The 21406-nt window shown below is 48.6% G+C and carries 22 protein-coding genes; 10 read left to right on the top strand and 12 right to left on the bottom strand.

Annotated elements, in window-relative coordinates:
- Window positions 1-43: 43 nt before the first annotated feature.
- From AC50YG_RS08360 to AC50YG_RS08350, 3 genes are all read right to left on the bottom strand, one after another.
- Window positions 44-871 (bottom strand): hypothetical protein, encoded by an 828-nt coding sequence (locus tag AC50YG_RS08360; protein ID WP_494826056.1) that lies wholly within the window; start codon window positions 869-871, stop codon window positions 44-46.
- A gap of 147 nt (window positions 872-1018) precedes the next feature.
- Window positions 1019-1222 (bottom strand): hypothetical protein, encoded by a 204-nt coding sequence (locus tag AC50YG_RS08355; RefSeq protein ID WP_494826055.1) that lies wholly within the window; start codon window positions 1220-1222, stop codon window positions 1019-1021.
- 71 nt (window positions 1223-1293) lie between these two features.
- The gene (locus tag AC50YG_RS08350; RefSeq protein ID WP_494826053.1) at window positions 1294-3069 is read right to left on the bottom strand and encodes an ABC transporter substrate-binding protein; all 1776 of its coding nucleotides are present in this window, start codon (window positions 3067-3069) and stop codon (window positions 1294-1296) included.
- A 133-nt stretch (window positions 3070-3202) separates the two neighbouring features.
- On the opposite strand from AC50YG_RS08350, the gene AC50YG_RS08345 reads away from it, so the two are divergent.
- The gene (locus tag AC50YG_RS08345) at window positions 3203-4489 is read left to right on the top strand and encodes an MDR family MFS transporter (RefSeq protein ID WP_494826051.1); all 1287 of its coding nucleotides are present in this window, start codon (window positions 3203-3205) and stop codon (window positions 4487-4489) included.
- Window positions 4490-4536: 47 nt separating this feature from the next.
- A complete protein-coding gene (locus AC50YG_RS08340; protein ID WP_494826049.1) occupies window positions 4537-4956 on the top strand; it encodes a VOC family protein in 420 nt (139 codons plus the stop codon).
- Between the two features lie 108 nt (window positions 4957-5064).
- Here the strand turns inward: AC50YG_RS08340 and AC50YG_RS08335 are convergent, their stop codons facing one another.
- Window positions 5065-5622, bottom strand: a complete 558-nt coding sequence (locus AC50YG_RS08335) for a PadR family transcriptional regulator (protein ID WP_494826048.1) — start codon at window positions 5620-5622, stop codon at window positions 5065-5067.
- 287 nt (window positions 5623-5909) lie between these two features.
- Between AC50YG_RS08335 and AC50YG_RS08330 the strand changes: the two genes are divergently transcribed.
- The 3 genes from AC50YG_RS08330 to AC50YG_RS08320 all read left to right on the top strand — a co-directional run bounded on the left by AC50YG_RS08330 (window position 5910) and on the right by AC50YG_RS08320 (window position 10603).
- Window positions 5910-6383: a tautomerase family protein gene (locus AC50YG_RS08330; RefSeq protein WP_494826046.1), complete on the top strand. Its 474-nt coding sequence runs from the start codon at window positions 5910-5912 to the stop codon at window positions 6381-6383.
- 192 nt (window positions 6384-6575) lie between these two features.
- Window positions 6576-9788, top strand: coding sequence for a bifunctional cytochrome P450/NADPH--P450 reductase (locus AC50YG_RS08325; protein WP_494826044.1), 3213 nt, complete (start codon window positions 6576-6578; stop codon window positions 9786-9788).
- A gap of 248 nt (window positions 9789-10036) precedes the next feature.
- A complete protein-coding gene (locus AC50YG_RS08320) occupies window positions 10037-10603 on the top strand; it encodes a TetR/AcrR family transcriptional regulator (protein ID WP_494826043.1) in 567 nt (188 codons plus the stop codon).
- A 90-nt stretch (window positions 10604-10693) separates the two neighbouring features.
- Here the strand turns inward: AC50YG_RS08320 and AC50YG_RS08315 are convergent, their stop codons facing one another.
- On the bottom strand, window positions 10694-11071 hold the full coding sequence (locus AC50YG_RS08315; protein WP_494826369.1) for a GH12 family glycosyl hydrolase domain-containing protein: 378 nt from the start codon (window positions 11069-11071) through the stop codon (window positions 10694-10696).
- A 243-nt stretch (window positions 11072-11314) separates the two neighbouring features.
- Here AC50YG_RS08315 and AC50YG_RS08310 point away from each other — a divergent pair, with 243 nt between their 5' ends.
- A complete protein-coding gene (locus AC50YG_RS08310) occupies window positions 11315-12403 on the top strand; it encodes a pentapeptide repeat-containing protein (RefSeq protein WP_494826042.1) in 1089 nt (362 codons plus the stop codon).
- A 100-nt stretch (window positions 12404-12503) separates the two neighbouring features.
- On the opposite strand, the gene AC50YG_RS08305 is transcribed toward AC50YG_RS08310, so the two are convergent.
- On the bottom strand, window positions 12504-13115 hold the full coding sequence (locus AC50YG_RS08305) for a YczE/YyaS/YitT family protein (RefSeq protein WP_494826041.1): 612 nt from the start codon (window positions 13113-13115) through the stop codon (window positions 12504-12506).
- Complete coding sequence (locus tag AC50YG_RS08300; protein WP_494826039.1) at window positions 13112-13573, bottom strand: GNAT family N-acetyltransferase; 462 nt, start codon at window positions 13571-13573, stop codon at window positions 13112-13114. The genes AC50YG_RS08305 and AC50YG_RS08300 overlap by 4 nt, the downstream gene beginning before the upstream one ends.
- Window positions 13574-13702: 129 nt before the next feature.
- Between AC50YG_RS08300 and AC50YG_RS08295 the strand changes: the two genes are divergently transcribed.
- The 3 genes from AC50YG_RS08295 to AC50YG_RS08285 all read left to right on the top strand — a co-directional run bounded on the left by AC50YG_RS08295 (window position 13703) and on the right by AC50YG_RS08285 (window position 15781).
- Window positions 13703-14155 carry a MarR family winged helix-turn-helix transcriptional regulator gene (locus AC50YG_RS08295; RefSeq protein ID WP_494826038.1) on the top strand — a complete coding sequence of 151 codons (453 nt, stop codon included), beginning with the start codon at window positions 13703-13705 and terminating at the stop codon, window positions 14153-14155.
- 64 nt (window positions 14156-14219) lie between these two features.
- On the top strand, window positions 14220-14831 hold the full coding sequence (locus AC50YG_RS08290) for an RNA polymerase sigma factor (protein WP_494826036.1): 612 nt from the start codon (window positions 14220-14222) through the stop codon (window positions 14829-14831).
- Window positions 14792-15781 carry a hypothetical protein gene (locus AC50YG_RS08285; protein WP_494826035.1) on the top strand — a complete coding sequence of 330 codons (990 nt, stop codon included), beginning with the start codon at window positions 14792-14794 and terminating at the stop codon, window positions 15779-15781. Before AC50YG_RS08290 ends, AC50YG_RS08285 begins: the two co-directional genes overlap by 40 nt.
- An 8-nt stretch (window positions 15782-15789) precedes the next feature.
- On the opposite strand, the gene AC50YG_RS08280 is transcribed toward AC50YG_RS08285, so the two are convergent.
- The 4 genes from AC50YG_RS08280 to AC50YG_RS08265 all read right to left on the bottom strand — a co-directional run bounded on the left by AC50YG_RS08280 (window position 15790) and on the right by AC50YG_RS08265 (window position 18435).
- Window positions 15790-16119: a hypothetical protein gene (locus tag AC50YG_RS08280; RefSeq protein WP_494826034.1), complete on the bottom strand. Its 330-nt coding sequence runs from the start codon at window positions 16117-16119 to the stop codon at window positions 15790-15792.
- Window positions 16120-16461 (bottom strand): hypothetical protein, encoded by a 342-nt coding sequence (locus tag AC50YG_RS08275; protein WP_494826032.1) that lies wholly within the window; start codon window positions 16459-16461, stop codon window positions 16120-16122.
- 25 nt (window positions 16462-16486) lie between these two features.
- Window positions 16487-16906, bottom strand: coding sequence for a hypothetical protein (locus tag AC50YG_RS08270; protein ID WP_473756741.1), 420 nt, complete (start codon window positions 16904-16906; stop codon window positions 16487-16489).
- Window positions 16907-17148: 242 nt separating this feature from the next.
- Window positions 17149-18435 (bottom strand): XRE family transcriptional regulator, encoded by a 1287-nt coding sequence (locus tag AC50YG_RS08265; protein WP_494826030.1) that lies wholly within the window; start codon window positions 18433-18435, stop codon window positions 17149-17151.
- 121 nt (window positions 18436-18556) lie between these two features.
- On the opposite strand from AC50YG_RS08265, the gene AC50YG_RS08260 reads away from it, so the two are divergent.
- Complete coding sequence (locus AC50YG_RS08260) at window positions 18557-20632, top strand: endo-1,4-beta-xylanase (protein ID WP_494826028.1); 2076 nt, start codon at window positions 18557-18559, stop codon at window positions 20630-20632.
- 38 nt (window positions 20633-20670) lie between these two features.
- Here the strand turns inward: AC50YG_RS08260 and AC50YG_RS08255 are convergent, their stop codons facing one another.
- Complete coding sequence (locus AC50YG_RS08255) at window positions 20671-21201, bottom strand: DUF2062 domain-containing protein (protein ID WP_473756735.1); 531 nt, start codon at window positions 21199-21201, stop codon at window positions 20671-20673.
- Between the last annotated feature and the right edge of the window lie 205 nt (window positions 21202-21406).

Genomic DNA, 21406 nt, shown 5'->3' with positions numbered 1-21406 from the left:
AGAACATCATGACAACGACTGCTGCTGCTAATCTGCTTTTTGCTTACGGGCAAATTTCTTCATCGTCAGAGGAGGAAGAGGGTGCCTGCTCTGAAGAGGAAGCTGGCGTAGAAGCAGCTGGATTCTGCGAACTACCGGATGATGAGCTTGATGAAGATGAAGAAGTAGATTGCGCTGCTCCTGTTGAAGCGCTGCTTGTTGTTTTCGCTGCTTGAACGACTTCTGTCGTAGCGAAGGTAATCGTTTTTGCAGGAGCTTGCTCAGCAACCGGTGCTTGGGTAGCTTCAGGCGCTGCCGCTTCTGTCTTTGGCTTGCTCGCTACTTGAGGCTTTACGCCTTCCGTCTTGGGAGCGCTGGTCGGCTTTACGGCTGCCGCATCTGTCTTAGGAGCAGTGGTTGCTTCCGGAGTTGCTGCCACTGTGTTCGTGGTTGGCTGTACAGTTGCGGATGAAGCGACGGCCGATGGCTGGTTAGTCGCTGTTTTGCCGGCAGTGACCTCAGCTGCTGCGGACGGTGCTGGTGATGCTGCTGGTAATGATTCTGAAACTGCAGCAGTCGTTACCGTTCCAGCATTTGCTTTTTCAACCGCCGTTTCAGCCGCTGCCTGCTTGTTCTCGGCTGGTGCTGCCGCAAGTGACACGCTTTGAGTTTTCTGAGCCGCTGGGGCAGCAGAGGCTGCTGGCTGCTGGCTTGCAGTGGAGGCAGCGTTGCTGGCTGGCACTTGTGCTTTGTTGCTGGAATCCGTTGAAGCAACGACATTCTCTTGAGGCACAGCCGAAGTCTGCTGCGGGCTGTTTGCGGATACGGCAGCCAAAGTGACTGCAGAAAGGACAACTGCTGCGGAAACGAGTGAAACGGTCAACTTTTTCATGAAAAATACCATCCTTTTCGGTTGCCATGGGCACAGGAGTAGTCTGTATCCTCTGTCTGCCTTGGCGATTTTTTTTGTAATACTTCAAATTTGCTTCGAGCCCGACGTAGAAAAAAAGATTCAATAAGGAGCGTGACTTCACGCTCCTTATTGAATCTCCGGGTGTCCAGTCGATTCCTGCTTTACGGTTAAAATCATCAATATTGGCCTGCAAATGGCTCCATTCCACCTCCTTGTCATTTGGCAAAAAAATAGAGACCCAAGGCAGCGGTCAATCGTCGCTGCATTGAATCTCTGGTCATCCAGTTGATTAGTTACATGATAGGTGCCAGAAGTTTCCTTGTCAATCATTATTTACTTAACCTATTGAAATTGTCGGATATAATAGGGGGGAGCTAGCTGAAATACCGCCAGATACCCTCTTATTTTTTAATCCATAGTTTAGAAAAATCCAGCCAGCCGAAGGAGTCGATAGCCAGACCTTGAAGGGCTAGCGGCAGCTGCGTCTGGAACCGGGAATGGTAAAGATACAGCAGCCAGTTGTCCTGCCGCAGCCATTGCTCGGCTTCCTCTACAATTTGGGCGCGCTCGGCTGCGGAAGGGAGGCTGACGTAACGGGCGAGGATGCTCCGCAGCTGCTTTCGCTGCTCCATAGTCAGAAAATGATGCAAATTGCTGTCTTCATTATAGAAAAGCCGAAGCAGGCCCACTTCTGTATCATTTTCCAGTATCTCAGTTGCCAGCATCAAATGGGCAGATTGCGCGAGCTTTTGCGGCGAGACCTCTGCAATGACATAGGGATGGAGTTTCAGGCGAAGGCCAATAACAGCTGCCCGCTGCTGCAGCCAAAGCATATCCTGCTGTTCAACAGGCCTGCCGTGATGATACAGCTGAATGACTTCTCCGGCATAGCCGCTTTCCCGAAGCAGCGCCTCTGCATCAGCCAGCGAGCCAGATTCATATGAAGCCAGTTCACTGCTGGCGACAAGAAAGCTGTTTGCGGGTACGGCGCGATTGCCTCCGAGCTCCGCAATTAGCAGCTTGCGGTCAAGCAGCAGCCGCAGCGCTTGGCGGAAGGAGGATTGGTGCTGGATGCCCGGCATGCTGAAGTTGAAAATTAAATAGCGGCAGCCATCAAGCAAGGAATCCATCGCTCTATTATTTTCCGCAGCATGGTCTCCGGATGGGGTATCCATATGCGGCAAGGAAAACTGCCGCTCCCGCGGCGCATCCGATGGAATATGCCAAATTTCCACAAGGTCAAGCCAGGCTCGCTCGCGAAAATAGTGGTCGAAGGCTTCAAGCCGCACCACCTGCGCTGCATTTTCCACCAGCTTGAAGGAGCCTGTCCCAAGCATCTTCTGCTCGGAGAATGCCACATCATGCGGCAAAATCGACATGGTCGCGCAGCTGAGAAAATGCAGCAGAAACGGGTTTGGCTGCCGCAGCCTGAAGATCAGGCAATAATCGCTGACGATCTCAATGCCTGCAATGTCCTCGTATTGCCAGCAGGAGGGAGAATGCACTTCACGCAAACGCTCCAGCGTGAACCGCACATCCTCCGCTGTTAGGAGCAGTCCATGATGGAAGCGGACTCCTTTGCGCAAATAAAAGGTCCATGCCGTGTAGTCGTCATTGCTTTCCCAGGCATGGGCAAGCGAAGGCAGGAAGCGCTGCGACGCCGAATCAAAGTCGATCAGGCGGCTGTAGATTTGCTCCAGTAGAAACACCTCTGTAACGGTAAAAGCAAAAGCTGGGTCGAAGATGCCGAGCTTCCTCGTCACGGTCACCCGAAGCACATCAAGATTGGCGGCACCTGCCTGCTCCAACTGGAAGCCCATGCGATTTTCCAGCATGGCGCGCAGCTTGTCACGCAAGGCGGGAGGAAGCTCGCTGCTGGAGATGAAATCGATGGCCTCCTTCATTTTTCCCTTCGCCAGCAGCTCGTTAAAATGCTCCGTTAGCACATCCTCCAGCCCGCGGATAACCGTCAATTGCGAAATATGGCCGCGTCCCACCCCTGCGCTCCATGCGACAAAGCTTTCCTCCACCAGCCTGCGCAGTACAAGCTTGACGTTGCGTGGCGTACAGTTCAGCACCTCCGTCAGCTCGCCGATCGAAATCGGTATTGCTGCTCCCTTATGCTGTTTGCCGGGCAGCGATAACAGCAGGCTAATATAATGCTCCTTATGTTTCATATTCTAACCGTCCTTTGCTCAGGCTGGCGCAAGCGCTGCCCATAAAAGGTGAAATTTTAATTTCAATCTTACTCTTTTTATTCTCGTTTTCCCAGCTAAAATTAAGTCTACATAGAGAGAGGGGAGAACCATCATGTTTATGCAGCTTGATCGCAATATTAAAATTCGGATTTTGACGACCTTCCTGACCCGCTGCGTAGAGGCGATGATCCTGCCGTTTATGGCGATTTATTTTACCCAGCGGCTGGGGGCGGGGATTGCGGGCCTTCTGCTGCTCATTAATTTGCTCGTGCAAATTACAGCGAGCCTGTACGGCGGCTATATGGCAGATCGTTATGGACGAAAAAAGGTAATGGCATACGCCCAAATGATCCGCTTTATTTCCGTCCTTGTCATGACGCTTGCCAACTCGCCATTTCTTGATTCCACTTGGCTGACCTTCTCCATGATGCTGCTGCTTAGTCTTTGCAATGGCATGTTTAATCCAGCGGCCGAGGCCATGCTGATTGACGTCAGCACAAAGGAAAATCGCGCTTTTATTTATAGCGTTAACTTCTGGGCAATCAATTTATCGATTTCGATTGGCGCACCGATCGGCGGCTTTCTGTTTGCGACGCATCGGACCGAGCTGTTTATGATTATGGGACTAGCGAGCCTGGCTACGCTTATGCTGACGTTATTTTTAATTCGGGAAACTCATTTTCCAGATGCGGAAAGCCGGCTGCAGTACAGTGGCAACGGCCCCATTCGCAATATGGTGCTGAATTACAAGCTGGTGGCGCAGGACAAGCTGTTTATTATCTACAGTGTCAGCGGGATGCTCATTCGCTCGCTGGAAATTCACTTGTACAACTACATTAGCGTCCGCCTGCAAAAAGAGTTCGAGCCCCAGCAGCTCTCCATGCTGGACAATTTCACCTTTGACCTGACAGGCATTAGGCTTGTCAGTCTGCTGCAGGTCGAGAACACACTCATTATCGTCTGCCTCGCGATCTGGGCAGCCAGTTTTGTCCGCCGTTTCCGTCCGGCACGAATAATGTATATTGGCGTTATTTTGTACACGCTCGGCTTTACGATCGTCGGCTTCAGCAACTCTGTGTGGCTGCTGCTCATATCGATGCTGGGAGCGACGGTTGGCGAGCTCATGTTTACACCGATTAGACAAGCTTATTTGGCTGGTATCGTGAAGGATCAAGCGCGGAGCTCGTATTTGGCGGTGAATGGCCTGCTTGGGCAGTTCGCTGGCGCTTTCGGCGCTATTGGCATCAGTCTTGGTGCTGTGCTGCACTCCAGCTACATGGCCATGATCATTTTCGTAATGGGCATGACCGGGCTGCTGCTGACGCATTACGTATTTCAGCGGCTTGCGCCAGGGGAGTCGCGTCCTCAAGGTTCAGCACCGACGGTAGCGAAGATTTAGAAGCGAATAGCTGTTGTAAACGAAGAATATAGAGGAGGTTGTACAGCATGAGTAAAAAACAATGGGCTGGCGCGATGCCAGCCGTACAGTTCAGGGTAGCAAGGCCGACGAACCAATTGGCTGAGGTGGCTGCTTTTTATGAACAGGGGCTGGGCCTAGAACGAATTGGCTCCTTCGAGGGGCAGGACGGATACGATGGCATGTTGTTCGGCCTGCCGGGGGCGGACTACCATTTGGAGTTTACGCAGCATGTCTCGGGGGCGCCGCTCGCACGACCATCTGAGGATAATCTTCTGGTGTTCTACATTGAGGATCGCGAGCAGCAGTTAATGATTGCAGAGCGTCTTTTGGAGCTGGGTTACCCCGAGGTGGAGCCTGAAAATCCTTATTGGAAGCAAAAAGGCATCACAATTGCCGATCCCGATGGCTACCGAATCGTACTGCAAAACACGTCTGGACTGGGCTGATTGAGTGCCGCGAACAAAGCTGGCGGATATAAGCATAACAAGACCGATTCACGAAGAATCGGTCCTGTTCATACCGTGTTTTTTTGTAATAGCGCCAATACGCAGTCGTTAAGTGCTAAGCATTTTTATGCTATCATCGCACCAGCTAATTAAACTATTGAAATGACTTTTCCCATAGTTGATTGTAATCAGCCAATATGTATAATTATGATCCTTCACCTCTGCGTTGCGAAGCCAAACTTCAAGGTCTTCGAAAACACGCAAATTTTCGGCTAATTCCTTTTTATGTTCTTGTATATGCTGGATGATGATTTCAGGCGAAGAATTACTGCCAAAAAACACCCTCAACAGCAGCTCATTCTTCTTAAGCATAACCATATGCTCCATAGGCTGGGACAACCAGTCTGTCAATGTCTGCTTTCCCTGCTGGGTAATACGGTAAAGTTTTTTGTCAGGCTTCCCCTTCTGTTGGATGATTTCCACTTCAATGTCGTTCCGATCAAGCAGCTCAGCCAAGCTGGGGTAGATCTGACCATAGTTTTCATTCCAAAAGTAGCTGGTGCTCTGCTCCATATGCTGCTTTATATCATAACCGGAATGGGGCCCTAGACTCAATATGCCTAATACTGCAAACATCGTATTGGTTTTCCCCTGCGGTTTCGCCATTCTCTATTCCTCCTAATGCTCCGAGTTTACCTCGACCTGCATCTTAACACTGTCATTATGTAAAAAACATTATAGCTTATTTAGTGCTGTTTTTACATATGTGCTTATTATATTATAAAAATATATATTATTTTAATAATTAGAATTGACAAGGGTTTTTTGTGGGTTTATATTAGCGATATCAACAAAAATTTATATGAGCTTGCCAAGGTGAATCTTCTATACAGACAGCATGAAGAGCACGGAGATAGTATTTTTGGCAATCCTCACAAAGGAGAATACAGATCATGACAATGATTAATGTGAATTATCCAACTGGCCGTATGACACTTGAGCAACGCCGTCTTTTGGCAGAAGGTCTGACCGATGCGGTCCTTCTTCCAGAAGTAGGTCAATATTGTCCGCCAGCAAGAGAAGGATTTCAAGTTCATTTCACGGAGCGTCCAACAGATTACATGGCGATTGGCGGCAAGCTGTTATCCGATCAGCCTGAACGTGATGTGATTATGATCAATGTTCTGGTAATGGATGGTGACTGGCCAAATGAAGTACGCAAGGAAGTATTGGAGAACATTATGGGCAGTTTGACTAAAGCTCTTGAGGTTCCTGAACCATCCCCGACATGGTGGATAACGTTCCAGGTCATTGAAGAGGGAAGTTGGGCTTCTCGTGGCGGCGTACTTTCCATTTTGGACTTATTGGATTCGGGGGTCTTTACCGAAGAGAAAACGAACGCAATCCGGAAGAATATAGAAAAGTAAATGCAAGCAAAATTTTAATGCAAGTTGAAAATATAACAAGAAGGAACTATAATGTTATCAAGTGATAGTAATTACTATCACTTGATAACATTTTTTCGTTCTTAATTTTTCAATACCGCTCAAGCGTGGCTGGATTAATGCCATATTAAATGATTGGAAATGTTCAAGATATGAAGAGAGGAATGATAGAAGATGAAAGAAAAAATCTCTATTCCCCACCCCCCAACGTATGGTCCGCTCGGCAATTTGCCTTTGATTAACATAGACTCGCCAACCTTATCCCTTGGAGCTTTGGCAGAAAAATACGGACCTATTTTCAAATTTACTGCACCGGGACTATCAAGTTTAATTGTGTCAGGGCATGAGCTCGTTGCTGAGGTATGCGATGTGACCCGATTTGACAAATATGTATACAACGAGCTGCAGAACGTTCGCGCCTTCGGCGGCGACGGATTGTTTACAAGCTGGACGCATGAGCCGAACTGGAAAAAAGCGCACAACATACTGCTTCCCACGTTCAGCAAGCAGGCGATGAAGGGATATCACTCCATGATGATTGACATCGCCGATCAGTTAATGCTCAAGTGGGCACGGCTAAACCCGCAGGACACTATCGATGTAGCCGATGATATGACCCGGTTGACGCTGGATACGATTGGACTTTGTGGATTCAATTATCGATTCAACAGCTTTTACCGGGAAGATCATGCCCCGTTTGTCCAAAGCATGGTTCGCGCATTGAACGAAGCGATGCTCAGAGGCTCGCGAATGAAAATTCAAACTATGTTGATGGTCAAAACAAAACGCCGTTTTGAAGAGGACATTCAGACGATGTTTACGCTGGTGGATAAGATCATTGCCGAACGAAAGGCAAGCGCCGAGCCGGGACAGACGGATTTATTGGCACGCATGCTGGAAGGCAAGGACCCGGAAACCGGAGAAATGCTCGACAACGAAAACATTCGTCATCAGATCATTACCTTTCTGATTGCAGGTCATGAAACAACGAGCGGTCTGCTATCCTTTGCTGTTTATTTCCTGCTGAAGCATCCGGAAGTGCTCGCGAAGGCTCAGGAAGAAGTAGACCGCGTGCTGACAAGTAAAGCCCCGCAATATGAGGAGGTTCTTCAGCTTAACTATATCCGTATGATATTAAATGAATCGCTGCGGTTGTGGCCGACGGCTCCAGGATTTGACGTTTATGCCAGAGAGGACACGATCCTTGGCGGGAAGTATCCCATCCCCAAGGGACAGAGTCTCAGTGTGCTATTGCCTCAGCTTCACCGCGATTCGGCTGCATGGGGAGAGGATGCAGAGCTTTTCCGGCCTGAGCGGTTTGAGGATATGGCCAAGGTTCCCCATCATGCTTACAAGCCTTTTGGGAATGGTGAACGCGCCTGCATCGGCATGCAGTTTGCCCTCTATGAAGCCACATTAGTACTGGGTATGGTACTAAAGCATTTCGACTTGATCGATTATGACAACTATACATTGGACGTTAAGCAGACTCTGACGTTGAAGCCCGGTGATTTCCGAATTCGAGTGGGGCACCGTCAGCACGTATCCACCATGGGAACCGCAGGGATAACAGGCGTGGTGGGAACAAAACCTGAGGCTTCTCCATCTAGTGCTGCGGATAAGGTTGTACCAAGCATAGTCGGAACGCCGAGCGGCAATGGATCGCTGCTTGTATTATATGGCTCAAATCTGGGTGCAGCGGAAAGCATTGCCCGTCAGATCAAGAGTACGGCCCTTGGTTACGGCATCCAAAGTGAAGCGGCACCACTTAATGAATGGAGTGGACGACTGCAGGGGCAAGGCATCGTCATTATTGTTACGGCTTCATACAATGGCAAGGCTCCTTACAATGCGTCGGCATTTGTAGAATGGCTGAAGGGGGCCGGAAATGATGAGGGGCAAGCTGCTCGGTATGCGGTATTAGGCTGCGGAGACCGGTCCTGGTCGGGAACGTACCAGAGCATTCCACGCTTTATAGATGAAAAGCTGGATGCCATCGGTGCCAAAAGACTTGTAGCCCGGGGTGAAGTTGATGCAGGGGGCGATATGGAACAGCAGGTCAAGGAGTGGATGGAAGAGATGTGGCCAGCGGTTACGGACGCGCTGGGAATACAGATAAATCATATTGAAACGGCAAATCCAAGTACGCTTCAGCTGCAATTTGTTGAGGGGCCGTCTCAAGTACCTTACGAGAAAACCTATCAAGCCGCCTATGCGACTGTCCAAAATAACCGGGAGCTGCAAGCCTCTGAAAGTGGACGAAGCACTCGCCATATCGAGCTTCTCCTTCCCGAAGGCATCAGCTATCACGAGGGTGATCACATCGGCGTGCTGCCTCTTAACCGGGATATAAATGTAGACCGCATTCTGAAGCGGTTTGGCATGGACGGCAGCGAAATGATTTGCTTAAGCACCGAAGGTTCACATCTGGCCCATCTGCCTCTTGATCGATCCGTTAATGTGCGTGAGTTGATTCAATCCTGTGTGGAAATTCAGGTGCCAGTTACTCGTGCTCAGCTGCAGGAGTTGGCTGTCCACACTGTCTGCCCGCCACATCGTCGTGAACTGGAGGCCATGATGGAGGATGAGCGCTACACCCCGTATATCTTAGGCAATCGAGTAACGATGCTGGAGTTGCTTGAACAATATGAAGCCTGCGAGCTTCCTTTTGTCAGGCTGCTGGAATTGCTGCCTCCGCTGAAGCCGAGGTATTACTCTATATCCAGTTCTCCGCTGCTCCATCCGAGAGAGGTTAGTATTACGGTAGGCGTCGTTAAGGATCAGGCATGGAACGGCAAAGGAGAGTATGCGGGGGTCGCCTCTACTTATTTGGCGGAACGTGCACCAGGCGACCGTGTTCTAATATTTGTACAGACGCCGGAATCTGGATTTAGACTGCCAGAAGAGGCAGCTGTTCCAATCATCATGATCGGGCCTGGAACGGGAGTTGCTCCGTTCAGAGGGTTTTTGCAGGCTAGATCTGTCCTAAAAAAGCAAGGGGTGGCGCTTGGAGAAGCCCATCTGTTCTATGGGTGCAGGAACGAAATGGATTTCTTGTATCGAGACGAGCTGATTCAGTACGAGCAGGAGGGTATTGTTAAGCTGCATACCGCTTTCTCGCGCGTGGCTAGCGAACCCAAAACCTATGTACAGGATTTACTGAAACAGGTGTCTTCATCACTGATGGAGCTTATGGATCAGGGCGGCAAAATCTATGTATGTGGTGATGGCAGCCAAATGGCTCCTGCTGTGGAAGAGACATTAAAGGCAGCTTATCAGGAAAGGCATGGAGCACAAGCAGGTGACCGTTGGCTCGAACAGCTAGAGAAGGACAGTCGGTATGTAAAGGATGTATGGGCTGGAAATTCCAAACCTACAGTAACTTAACATACGGCAGCATGATGTAAAGACAAATGAAAGCTAATGCCGAAACGTCATCCCTGGAGATCATACTATAGCATGTCATATCTCCGGGGATACATTTTAGCTGTGAAGAGGCGGTCATTAATAGGGGGATTCAATGGTGAAACAATCAATTGTAATCGCGGTTATGCTATAATTTCATGGTAATACCCTACTATTTGATTGGAATGGGAATCAATTATAGAATAATACTCTCCAAGGAGTGTAATAAGATGAGAACAGAAATGTCATCAATCAAGCAAACGAGGCTTAACTCCATTCTGGATGAAGCGACCAAGCTGCTTATTGAGAAGCCAAATGCGTCGATGAATGAAATTGCAGATTCGGCAGGAATCGGAATCGCTACGCTGCATCGATATGTGGAGAGCAGAGAGCAATTGATGATTTATTTGGGCCTGCGTGCAATCGAGGTTGTTAGTGAAACCATGCGCGGTATTCCACTGGATGAGGATAATTGTGAAAGCTACATCCCAATGCTCATTGAAGCGCTCATTCCGTTAGGGGACAAGCTGCACTTCATTGCCCACGATACAACCATTAATTATAACGAGGAAATTATTGGAGCAGATCAGAAGCTGAGGGAACCCGTGCTGCATGCCATCGGTTTGTTGCAGCAAAAAGGTTATTTTCGCCATGATGTAGACAAAAACTGGATTGTGAATGTCCTGTATTCACTCCTATTTCTGACGTGGCAGCAAGTCGTTAGCGGGGATATTGCCAGAAAATCCGCAGCGGCATTGGTCGTGGATACATTCTACCATGGTTTTAAAACCCCATGATGGTCACTAGAACAGCCAAGCACAGCAAAACGGCCCTCTGCGCCGTATTAGGGGGGGCGAGAGAGCCGCTTGCTCGTTCTATAATAAAGGTTATTGAACGTTTGCGTAGTAGTTCGAATAATTAAGCTGGCCGCTGCCATTTGTAATTTCGGTGCCGTATTCTATGCTGCTGACGTAGCGGGTTGTTGGGAAATAGCCTTTGCCAACGAGATAATCGGTAAAGTTTTTCACATTAATTGTGAAATGATCCGTCTGCGTTCGTTTGAGGAAGGAATAGACCCACCATTGATGCACCCCGTTGTTGGTAATTTCCCCGCGGTAAACGTCGTAGCCCTGTCCGCCTATGGAAACGTTGGAGGCAACAAGCCCGCCAATAGGGCCAACCCCGCTTGTCCAGCGGTTCCAAATCATAATTTCCTCCGTTGGCGTGCTGCTCCATGTCGCCGTTCCTGTGCTGTGCAGCCAAATAGCTATCGATTTTGTGAAGCGCTTTCATTTAGTATTTTAGCAATATATGGAGATAGGGAACACCCTGATAATTAGTGATTTAATCATACTATTTTTAGGGTAACTGTTAATATGAGGTATCCTTGAAAAAAGAAAATTTGAAGTTTCCTGGGCATTTTGCCCTAAAAACTAAAGTTTTCTCGCACGAAATCCGAAGTTAATTATAGGGTGGAATTCCTTGTTATTGGAAGGATGCGTGTGAAGATGAATAACAAGAACATTGTGCAATATTTTTATGAGCATCAATTTCTCCCGGCGCTGGACCAGAAAATGACTGCGATAGAAGAGGAGCTTCAGCGTCATCAGGAGCAGTGGATCGATCAGTTTCTGGAAACCTTCAAGCGTATATGCTTACGAATTAGGGAAATGCAGGACTCGGATCAAAAAGGCCCGATTTCGCTCATCCATTTTTGCTTGCTGCGCAGGTCGATGATGGATCATTCCTGTTATTTCATTGAAGCGTATTCGGAAAGATGGTATGAAAATTCGGCACCGCTGTTTGAGGAATATGATGCTGCTTGGCTATATCATTCGCTGCCGGCATTTATTCAGGAAATGACCGAATCGTACGAAGGATTTGGGGAATCCGCCAAGTCTACGGAATTTGAAGCGATGATGCAGAAAGCAGTGGGCTGTTATCATTTATTTGCGGTTGCCTTGCTGCGGGCAGCTATGCCGGAAGCTATTATGCTGGAGGAATATAAGTCCATTAAGCGAGAGCTCGCTTTGCGTATCAGCATTGGCGAATATACAGATCTGAGCGAGGATGTGCTGGTCGATTATCAAGGCTTGCAGGATGTAAAGGAAATTCGCAGGCGGCTGGAGGAGAGCAAGGCAAGCAGCATTGCTTATGGGTGCTACCGTAATCTGATGCTGCCCCAGGTGCGAGCGGAATCAAATGATTTGCGATATGCGGATTTCAGCGGAAGCCATTTGCAGGGAAGTCGTTTTCAGCGCTGTGATTTAATGGGTACAAGATGGAACGGCTGCCTGGCACCCGAGTCGGATTTTCGCTATTCGTCGCTGCCGGAAGCGGATTTTCGCCATGCCGATTTGCGCGGAGCCGTGTTTGATTATGTGAGCGGCCATGAACCGAGAGACCGCCTTAGAACGGGACTGATGGGTGTGCGCTTCGATCATGCCGATCTGGAAGGGGCGAGCTTCATCGGGGCGACCTTTGGCAGGACCAGCTTTGAAGGAGCAAACCTGCAGCATGCGTTATTTTCCCGTCAAATAAAAGACAGCTACAGCTTTTCAGCGGAACAGATTCATAGCATACGGTGGGTTGACTAAAGCGAGCACTGGAGGGAATTCATAAGCTAACAGAAATAACCAAAGTCTTGAGGCGCAGTGTTTGCGCTTCAAGGCTTTTTTTATGGATGGTCGAAAAGGCTCATTGGTCAGAGCTGCTGCTCTTGCCAGCTGGAATCAGCTTTGCTGCATAAGGCATAAAAAACTGTAGGATTACACCGCCCAGGCAGACGGTTAATAACGTTCCAATCCCTATGGGGCCATGAAATAGAAAGGCCATCAATAAGAAAAAGAGCTGGATCAACGTCCGGGAAAGCAGAATGCTCATGCCGCTCCTATCCCGAATGATGAGCATTAAGCGATCCATAGGAATCGGTGCAACCTTCGTTTGCAAATAACAGGCGATGCCTGCTCCAATGATAAGTAAGCCGAGTATCAGAAACAATAGCCTGCTTAGCCACATTTCAGGCTGAGTGAAGGCTTGCAGCACATAAAGCCACAGATCGATGCCGAGACCGGCAATAAAAGCGGTGAGCAAGCCTTTAAATTCGGGCCTTGTTTTGGAAAATATCGCATTGCTGCCGACCATGATAAGCGCAATAAGGATTTCCCAGCTGCCCACCGTAAGCCCGACCTGACCAGCCAGGCCAACGAGAAGCGCATCAAACGGCGATGCTCCAAAGCCCGATTCAATCGTAAGGGCGATGCCGAGAGACATCATTAAAATGCCAGTCGTATAAAAGAAATATTTCACAGTACCCCGTCTTTTCCAGAGCCCTCGGAAGCTAATGCTTTTACCATTAAAACATGCGGAATCCCGTCCTCCATGAATAGGTCCGAGACGGTTTGATAGCCCAGCTTATGATAAAAGCCCTCTGCTTGCTGCTGCCCATGCAATTTAAACCGTGTATAACCGAGCCCCTTCGCTATTTCCTCTAACGTATGAACGATTACTTTTCCCAGCCCAAATTTCCGATAAGCTGGCAAAAGACAGATGCGCTCAAGCTTAGCGAAACTGTCTACTGTTCTTAAACGTCCAGTTCCGACCGGTTTTTCGTTATAATAAACTAAAATATGCTGCACGCGATCCTTCAGCTCTTCATAATCGTCGAATTCATCATATTCATCCTGCAAGGGTGTGCCTTGCTCTTCGACGAAAACGAGCTGCCGGATATGCAAAGCAATGGTTAAATCAGCTTGCGTTTGTATCATGCTTGAATACAACTGCCTCAGTCCTTTTCTATATAGGTATAAGTGCTAGCTTTAAAGCTTTTTAATAGTATAAATGAATTCAATTTTGTTGTAAATGCAACAAAAAGAAAATGAGGGGCAGTGAGAACAATGAAAGACATTCTTCGTGAAATCGGCATGATTGCTCGGGCTTTGGATTCGATTAGCAATATTGAATTTAAACAATTTGATCTGACAAAAGGGCAGTATTTATATGTGGTGCGCATTTGTGAAAATCCGGGCATTATTCAGGAAAAGCTGGCTGAAATGATCAAGGTAGATCGAACGACTGCTGCCCGAGCTATCCAGAAGCTGGAGGAGCAAGGCTTGATCGAGAAAAAAGACGATGACAGCAATAAAAAAATCAAAAAACTGTTCCCGACGAAAAAAGGGGAAGCCGTTTATCCATTTCTAAAGCGAGAAGGCGAGCATTCCAATGCGGTTGCATTGTCCGGACTTTCGCCGGAGGAAGCGGATAATATGCATCAGCTTCTGCAGCGGGTGAGAAAAAATATTGAAGTGGATTGGGAGTTTGTGAAAAAGGGAAATAAACGCAAATATTAATGTGGCCTGTGGTCACCTTTCTTGGGCGTCAGGTGTTATAGAGAGTATACAAACCAAGAAGGAGGTGCTCACATCGCATCATAATCAATTGGAGGCATCGGAGCTGGAACGGCTGATCACCGCTGTTCAGGCAGGGGAGACGGAGCATTATGCTGCGGTCGTACAAGCTTTTCAGCAGCCGCTTTACCATTATTGCTGGCGGATGCTGGGGAGTCGGCAGGACGCAGAGGATGCGGTACAGGATATTTTTGTAAAAGCGTATGAGGCGATAGAGGGTTATGCACCCAAGGTGCATTTTTCGGCCTGGCTGTACCGCATTGCCTATCATCACTGTCTTAATTTGCTGCGAAGGCAGCGTCTGCAAAAGCAGTGGCTGCGTTTGTTTCGGCCAAGCGAAATGACAGCCGCAAGCGCGGAAGAGGAAATGGACAATCGGCTGTATACGCCAGCGCTTGCGGCGGCTCTTGCTAAATTGTCACTGGAGGAGCGTAATTTGCTTGTTTTACGAGTGTTTGAGGAGAAATCGTATGCGGAGCTTGGGGTGATTATGGGGAAAAATCCGGATGCGCTGAAAAAAAGAATGAGCCGCATTAAGCAAAGGATCAAACAGCAGCTGCTAGAGAAGGGGGAAGAGGCATGGAGCGAATCCGCTTCGATCATGAATACGACGATATAACGAACAGAGCCGCAGCAAATGGAAGGCTCCCAGCTATCAATGTGACTGAAGCTGTGATGGAGCGAATTTCACGGGGAGCTGCAGTGGACAGGAAGGGACGAGGGGCCTTCATGCGTCCTGTAATGAAGCGCACGACTGCTTTCAGCGGAGCGCTCATGCTGCTGCTCTTGCTATCGGTAAGTGCCTATGCGGCAAGCCAGTATATTGAAATTCGCAATGCGGCTGGCGAAATTAAGGTGCAGACAATCGATGCCATAACGCCGCAACAAGGCAGCGCAGAAAGGGCAGAGAACGAGGCGTACCATAACTATTTGTACAAGGCCCAAAACTTTGCCAAGCCTGGCGAGATGGTTGCTTTTTATGTAAAAGGGAAAGAAGATCGAGTACTGTACACCTATAAAGAAAAGCCGTTAGAAGCTTATACGGCCTTTGCGCAGGAGGCAAATCGGACGGGTGCGCAGCTGCTGCCCCAGAAGCTGAATGGCTACAGCTTTGTTTCCGGCAAAGTAGCTCCTTATCTGCCTTCTACCGATGCGGACAAGCAGACGGCGGCATATAAGCAAGTGCTGTCTGAGCTGAAGGAGCAGGCCGCTGCCGGAACAAACGGCCAGAAGCTGTTCATGAAGGCTGTGCCTTGGAGCAAGCCGGGTTCAGTCAGTGGCCTATATACGAAGGGGAAATATAAATCAGAGCTATCTAAATATTCACTGGCGGGCGGACAATTAAGCATAGCTCTCCCTTCCTATCACAATGCGGAGAAAATCAAAGTAGAAGGAACAGAAGTGATTTACAGCAAAGCAAGCATCAGTGAAAAATTCAGCTTTCATTATGTCCAGTGGTATGATGAGCGCGAGGACTCCATGTATATGCTTACAGATCGCGGGAATAAGACTTTAACGAAAGATGAGATGCTGGCGCTCGCTGGCGAATGGATTAAAGTGCTTAAATAGGCTCAGGTTTAGAAGCCGAACGTTTGCTTTAAATCAGCGGCCTCTGCTGGCAGGACGAGGACAATTTTAGACGGATCGGACGGAGCGTAGGTGACTTTAATGATTGTGCCTGGCTGCAGACGGGCTAGCATAGAATCCCTTATCTCCTTCGTCGTTGTTACTTGAAACGTATCCCCATCCGCCTTCGTTATCGCCAGATCCATCCGCAGCTTAAGCTTGTCGTTCGGCGTGCTGCCGAGCGGAGTGGCATCCAGCACTTTGGCATAGGCGTGTTCGCCGCTGCGCGATACTTCGAGCAGCTCGGCGGATACGTCTTGCTTGATTAGCTGCTCATTCATTTAGGCTTGAATATCCGAGGTGGCGACCTGACCTTCCCAGGCAAAAGCGACTTTGTTTCTGTCTTGCTGGGAGACAAGCAGGGGCACGACAGCCTCTGCTTTAAAATTGTCCAGCGACAACAAAGAAATGACTGCTTTCAGCTCGGTAGTATATTGCGCACCACCTTTTCTCGTTACTAGCAGCTTAAAGTGCAGCTGCGGCTGCTCATTTATATAAACGCCCGTTTGCATAGCGCTTGTTATAAGTCCTACGGCAGGTTCGCCGTCCTTTATTTTTTGCTGCTCCATTTTAAAATTGAATAATCTTGATAAAATAATTGGTTTTTCCGTTGACCATGACATGGTCTGCAATCCGGTGCCTGGTGGCTTATGGTGTCAGGAGCCCCATGTAAATCAGCTCGGAAGGATTGGCGGGGTTTTGGCCGAGCCCAATTTGATCGCCGGGGCGCGGAATTTGCAGCTTGGAGACGAGGGTTTCCATCGTTTTCTGATAGCTGCGTCCGTCTGATTCGGTGACATTAAGCGCAAGAATGACAATCGGATCGAAGTTAACGAGCTTGCCCGTATCTGTTATCGAAAGCACGGTCGCAGTTGCGGCAATAGGAATAGCGCCAGTAGACGCCATATGCGCCTGCTTTGCTTGATTCAAGCTTTGATTCATCATATCGCGATGCTCCTTAGGGACAAAACCTTTCATCATCATGCCGGTGAATCCCTTGTTAAGCTTCTTATCCGCATACTCCAAAGCCTCTTCTTTGCTTTTCTTCTTTCCGAATAAGTTAAACATAACAACACCTCGTTCTCATCGTATTTTGTAGCTTAATTTAAGTATGAGGCAGGCTGGAAATCCGTTCAATACAATCCGGCACATGTAAACAAATCTTAAAAAACGAAGCTTGAGCAGCGAAAATAGGTCGTTATTTTGTGCCGGAAGGGGCTTTATGCAAAAAAACAGCCGATTTCGGCGATTCAATGAGCCGCAGTACCGATTGTTTTGCGGCATTCGCTGTGGCTGCCGCCCTGTTTCGCCTATTTATTTCGCAATAAATAGACCAATTTGCGGTAATACAGCGCTGATTCCTTGTAGCGGCGACCGTCTTCGGAGGCCACAGCGAGCGTCTCATAAAGCGGCTCCAAACGCAACGTCTGCTGGGTCTGCTCGAAATAGGGCAGGCAGGATAAGGCCGCATCCATAAAAGCTTCCTTTTTATCGCTCGACAAGGCAAGCTGGCTTTCATAAAATACGGTAGTCATTTGCTGATCCTCCGTCAGCGAGTAGCTGGCAAGCAAGCTAAGTCCTTGCGAAAGCAGGCCCCAGTTTTTGGAGGTGAAGGCCACCTCGCAGCGATAGATCAGTAGAAGCGGAAGAAGCAGCTGCTTGGTCTCGTCCGTTTCCTGCTGCGCGAGCTCCTCAAAGCGGGATATTTCATCGGATGCTTTGTCCAGCTCCCCCTGAAGTGTCAGCATAATGATGCGATTATTCATAATGGACGGAAACAGGTCACCAGGGCTCGGCGTATAGACGAGATGGGCTTCAGCCATCGACAAAGCGAGCAGAGCCTCCTGATAAAGACCCATCGCAAAGCAATAGCCGCTGTAGGCAAGATGCTGGCTGGACAATCGATGATACAGCCGTTCGCTGTACACATGCTGCATCGTTTGCTCATAAATCGCTTTAGCCGATTCATATTGCTTGCTGTAAACAGAGGCTTCCATTAGAAAGTTTTGTACCGTTAACCAGAGTTCCGAGCCTTCTTCCACAAGTGCACTTAACCGCTTGCTATTGCTTAACGCTTCGAAATATTGATTTTTGGAGCGGTAATGCTGGATTTTATACAAAAATAGTGCCTTCTTGAGCGGAATAGGCAAGTTCGGGTCGTCGGCGCGTCCAAACTTCTCTAAATAATAATGAAGATAAGTGCGATGAATATAGTCATAAGCATCGCCGTCATTCATTTGCTGATAATAGATGGCTTTCATTAGTGCGGTAGTCAGCTCAATCGTTAATGCGTCATTTTTGTCATCGAGTTCATTGACATCCGTCTCAGTCAGCGTTGAAACCGGCTGCGACAGCCGGGCGAAAATCTCCTCAGCCCTTTCAAGCGTGGCTTCATCCTGCAAGGCGGCATGGATTAAATACTCAGAAGAGACGGCAAGGCGGCTGGCAATCAGCTCAGCTAAATCATCGGCAAACGGATACCGTTCCGCTAAAATATTTGCAAAATGCGCTTGCGTCACCAGCCCCTCGACCAATTCCTTGCGTGCTAAGCCGCGTTTTTTACATAGAAACTCAACCCGTTCTTTTAGCAAATTCATCCTCCTCAGGTTAATAATCTTTCATCTAGCCCTTCTGGTTGCATCATTTATCTTATAATAGTAACTTACCCCAAGCTCCAAGGGGAATAACCCGATGCTAACGACTAGAAGGAGGACAAAAATGCAGTTCAAAAAACGAATATTGGCTTCATGGATGGTGATGTCGCTTTTTATAGGCGCGGCCATTCCCTTCTCCAATGCTGTTATAGCGGACAAGGTTCCACAGATTGTACTCCGCAGCGATTTTGAAGACGGCAGCCTGCAGGGCTGGAAAGCCAGAATCGGACACGAGAAGCTTAGCCTCAGCAAGCAGGAGGCGAACACCGGCAGCGGGAGCATGCTGGTAGAGGGGCGAAAGCGTACCTATAATGGTCCCATGCTCGATATTAGGAAGCAGATGCTCCCTAATAAAGAATATGAAATATCGGCTTATATTAAGCTGAAGGAAAAGCCGGCCAAGGACATAACGATGCAATTAACCGTTTATAAAAATTCGGGAGCGGCAAGCTGGAGCCCGCTTAAGCACATGACAATCAAGAAGGAGGAGTGGCAGCAGTGGCATGAGCTCAAGGGAACGTTTCTTCATGGAGACACCCCATCCGAGCTGAAACTGTACCTGGAAACGCCTTACATAACGGATGATACGATCGATACGACAGCTTTTTATGTGGATGATGTATCGATAGCGGTTATCTCCGATATGGCGATAGAGGACAATATTCCGGCAATAAAGGAGGTTTATAAAGACGATTTTACAATTGGAGCGGCGGTATATCCGTGGCAAATGGAAGGCATCTACGGGGATTTGCTCAAAAAGCATTTTAACAGCTTAACCGCAACCTACGAGATGAAGCCAAAGTTTCTGGCGCCCAAGCAGGGGCAATATGCGTTTGCGGCAGCGGATCGTTACGTCCGCTTTGCCGAGGCGAATGATATGGTGGTGCGCGGCCATGCGCTCATCTGGCATACCGATGCGGCGGAATGGATGTATTGGGACAATAATGGCAAGCCGGCCAGCCGAACGCTAGCACTGCAGCGGATGAAGCAGTATATCGAGAAGGTCATGAAGCGCTACAAGGGCAAGGTATATGCGTGGGATGTCGTTAATGAGGCGATTGCGGATACAGGCGGCGATAAAAACGGGCTTCGCCAAACGTCGTGGTATAAAACGATCGGACCGGATTACATTGACAAAGCGTTTGAATTTGCGCGTGCTGCTGATCCATCGGCCAAGCTTTATTACAATGACTATGGGACGGAAACACCGCAAAAGCGGCAGCAAATTTATCAGCTGCTCAAGCGTCTTAAGAGCAAGGGACTTATTGATGGCGTAGGGCTGCAATCGCATTATAAGCTGGAGTCGCCATCGACGCAGGAAATCGAGAAAACGATCAAGCTGTATGCCGGACTCGGCTTGGACATTCAAATTACGGAGCTGGACATCGACACCCGGATCAGCTTCGGAACCGCAATGCCGGAGGCGATTGCCGTACAGCAGGCATACCGTTACAAGGAGCTGCTGGGGCTTTATAAAAAATACAGCAAATCGATCTCTTCTGTGACCTTCTGGGGGGTGCAGGATGAGAAGACGTACAACAATCAGGCGCTGCTATTCGATACGGAGCTGCAGGCTAAGCCAGCTTATTGGGGAGTCGCGGATTCGTCGCTTCTGCCGTCAGACCCGCAAAGCCGCACAGTTGCTTTAAGAGCTTCACCAAGAGTGCAGCAGTCAGTTGATCAAATATGGGATCAAGCGGTGTCCTCCCAGCTTACGCAGACAGGAAGCGAGAAGTCGAGCTTCAAAACGCTATGGGATGGGACAAATTTGTATGTACAGGTCATTGTAGCCGATAAAACAAGCGATGATGCTGATCAGGTGGAGCTGTATGTACAGGAGAATGGGCAGGAGGGCAGCGATAATGGAGCAGAAGTAAGACGGCTGAGCTTTCCTCGTCTGAATCATCAGAAGGGCAGTTATTCTTATGTAACCAGAGCGCTCTCCACCGGCTATATAGTAGAAACGGTCATTCCTTGGAAAGCGATCAAGGGGGCAAACGGACGGGAAATTGGGTTTGAAGTCAAAATCATAGATGGATCGTCCGGCGCAAGCGAGCCAATCTATTGGAACGACAGCGCTTGGCCGAGCGATTCGGTGAGCAAGCTGGGAGCGGTCTGGCTGGCTGATATGCCGAAATAAGGTTTGTTTGGCAATAGTGTGAGCTGCAGAGGGCGCTATTAACCGGCAGATAGACTGCCTCGAACACCCTTGCCTTGGCTTTTGAGCTTGGTGACGAGAGTTGGTCTGTAGCGTCTCAGGATAAAGCGGATGACAAAATAGCCAAGTAAAGAAAACACAATGCTGTTCACGATGGAGCCAATCAGAAAATTCATGCCCAGATGGCCGAAGGAAGCAAAATGCCCCGCCTTATGTGTAATCGGTGGCGCAACGGCATTGGCCGCATGGGCGGGATGATCGGCGGCTGGAGCCCCTACGAGGCGGTTCAGCCAAAATCCGACTTTGTAATTCAAATAAAACAGTCCCGGCCAAGTAAAAGAGCCAATCGTTGAAAAAATAACGCAGGCGGCCAGATTGCCGCGAAGCAGCCGAGTCAGCAGCAGGGAGATCGGCAGTCCGACGATAAAAGTCGGAAACCAGCAGTGCAGAAAGCCCAGTACGCTGCCAAGCGCAACGACATGGTCGCTTTTTTTTATACGGAGCAGGCGCAAGCAATAATATTTGAATTTCCGCAACATTTTTGTTCTCACGATGAACGGCTCCCAGCTTATATGATGAATGTATCATATCATATTCGCAGGGTGGAACAAAGGCTGCTACAGCTTGTGCCCACTGTGTTTTCGTCAAAAAGAGACAAAAAAGCACAGCAACGAAAAACAAGCCTCTGAATGCGCTGCAGCAGCGAGAACAGAGGCTTGTTTATACTATAAGAGTTTATAAGCTACACCCTTATAA

Source organism: Paenibacillus sp. J31R34 (assembly GCF_059383715.1).
The sequence above is the reverse complement of the archived record's forward strand: the minus strand, read 5'-3'. Positions and strand labels throughout refer to the sequence as shown.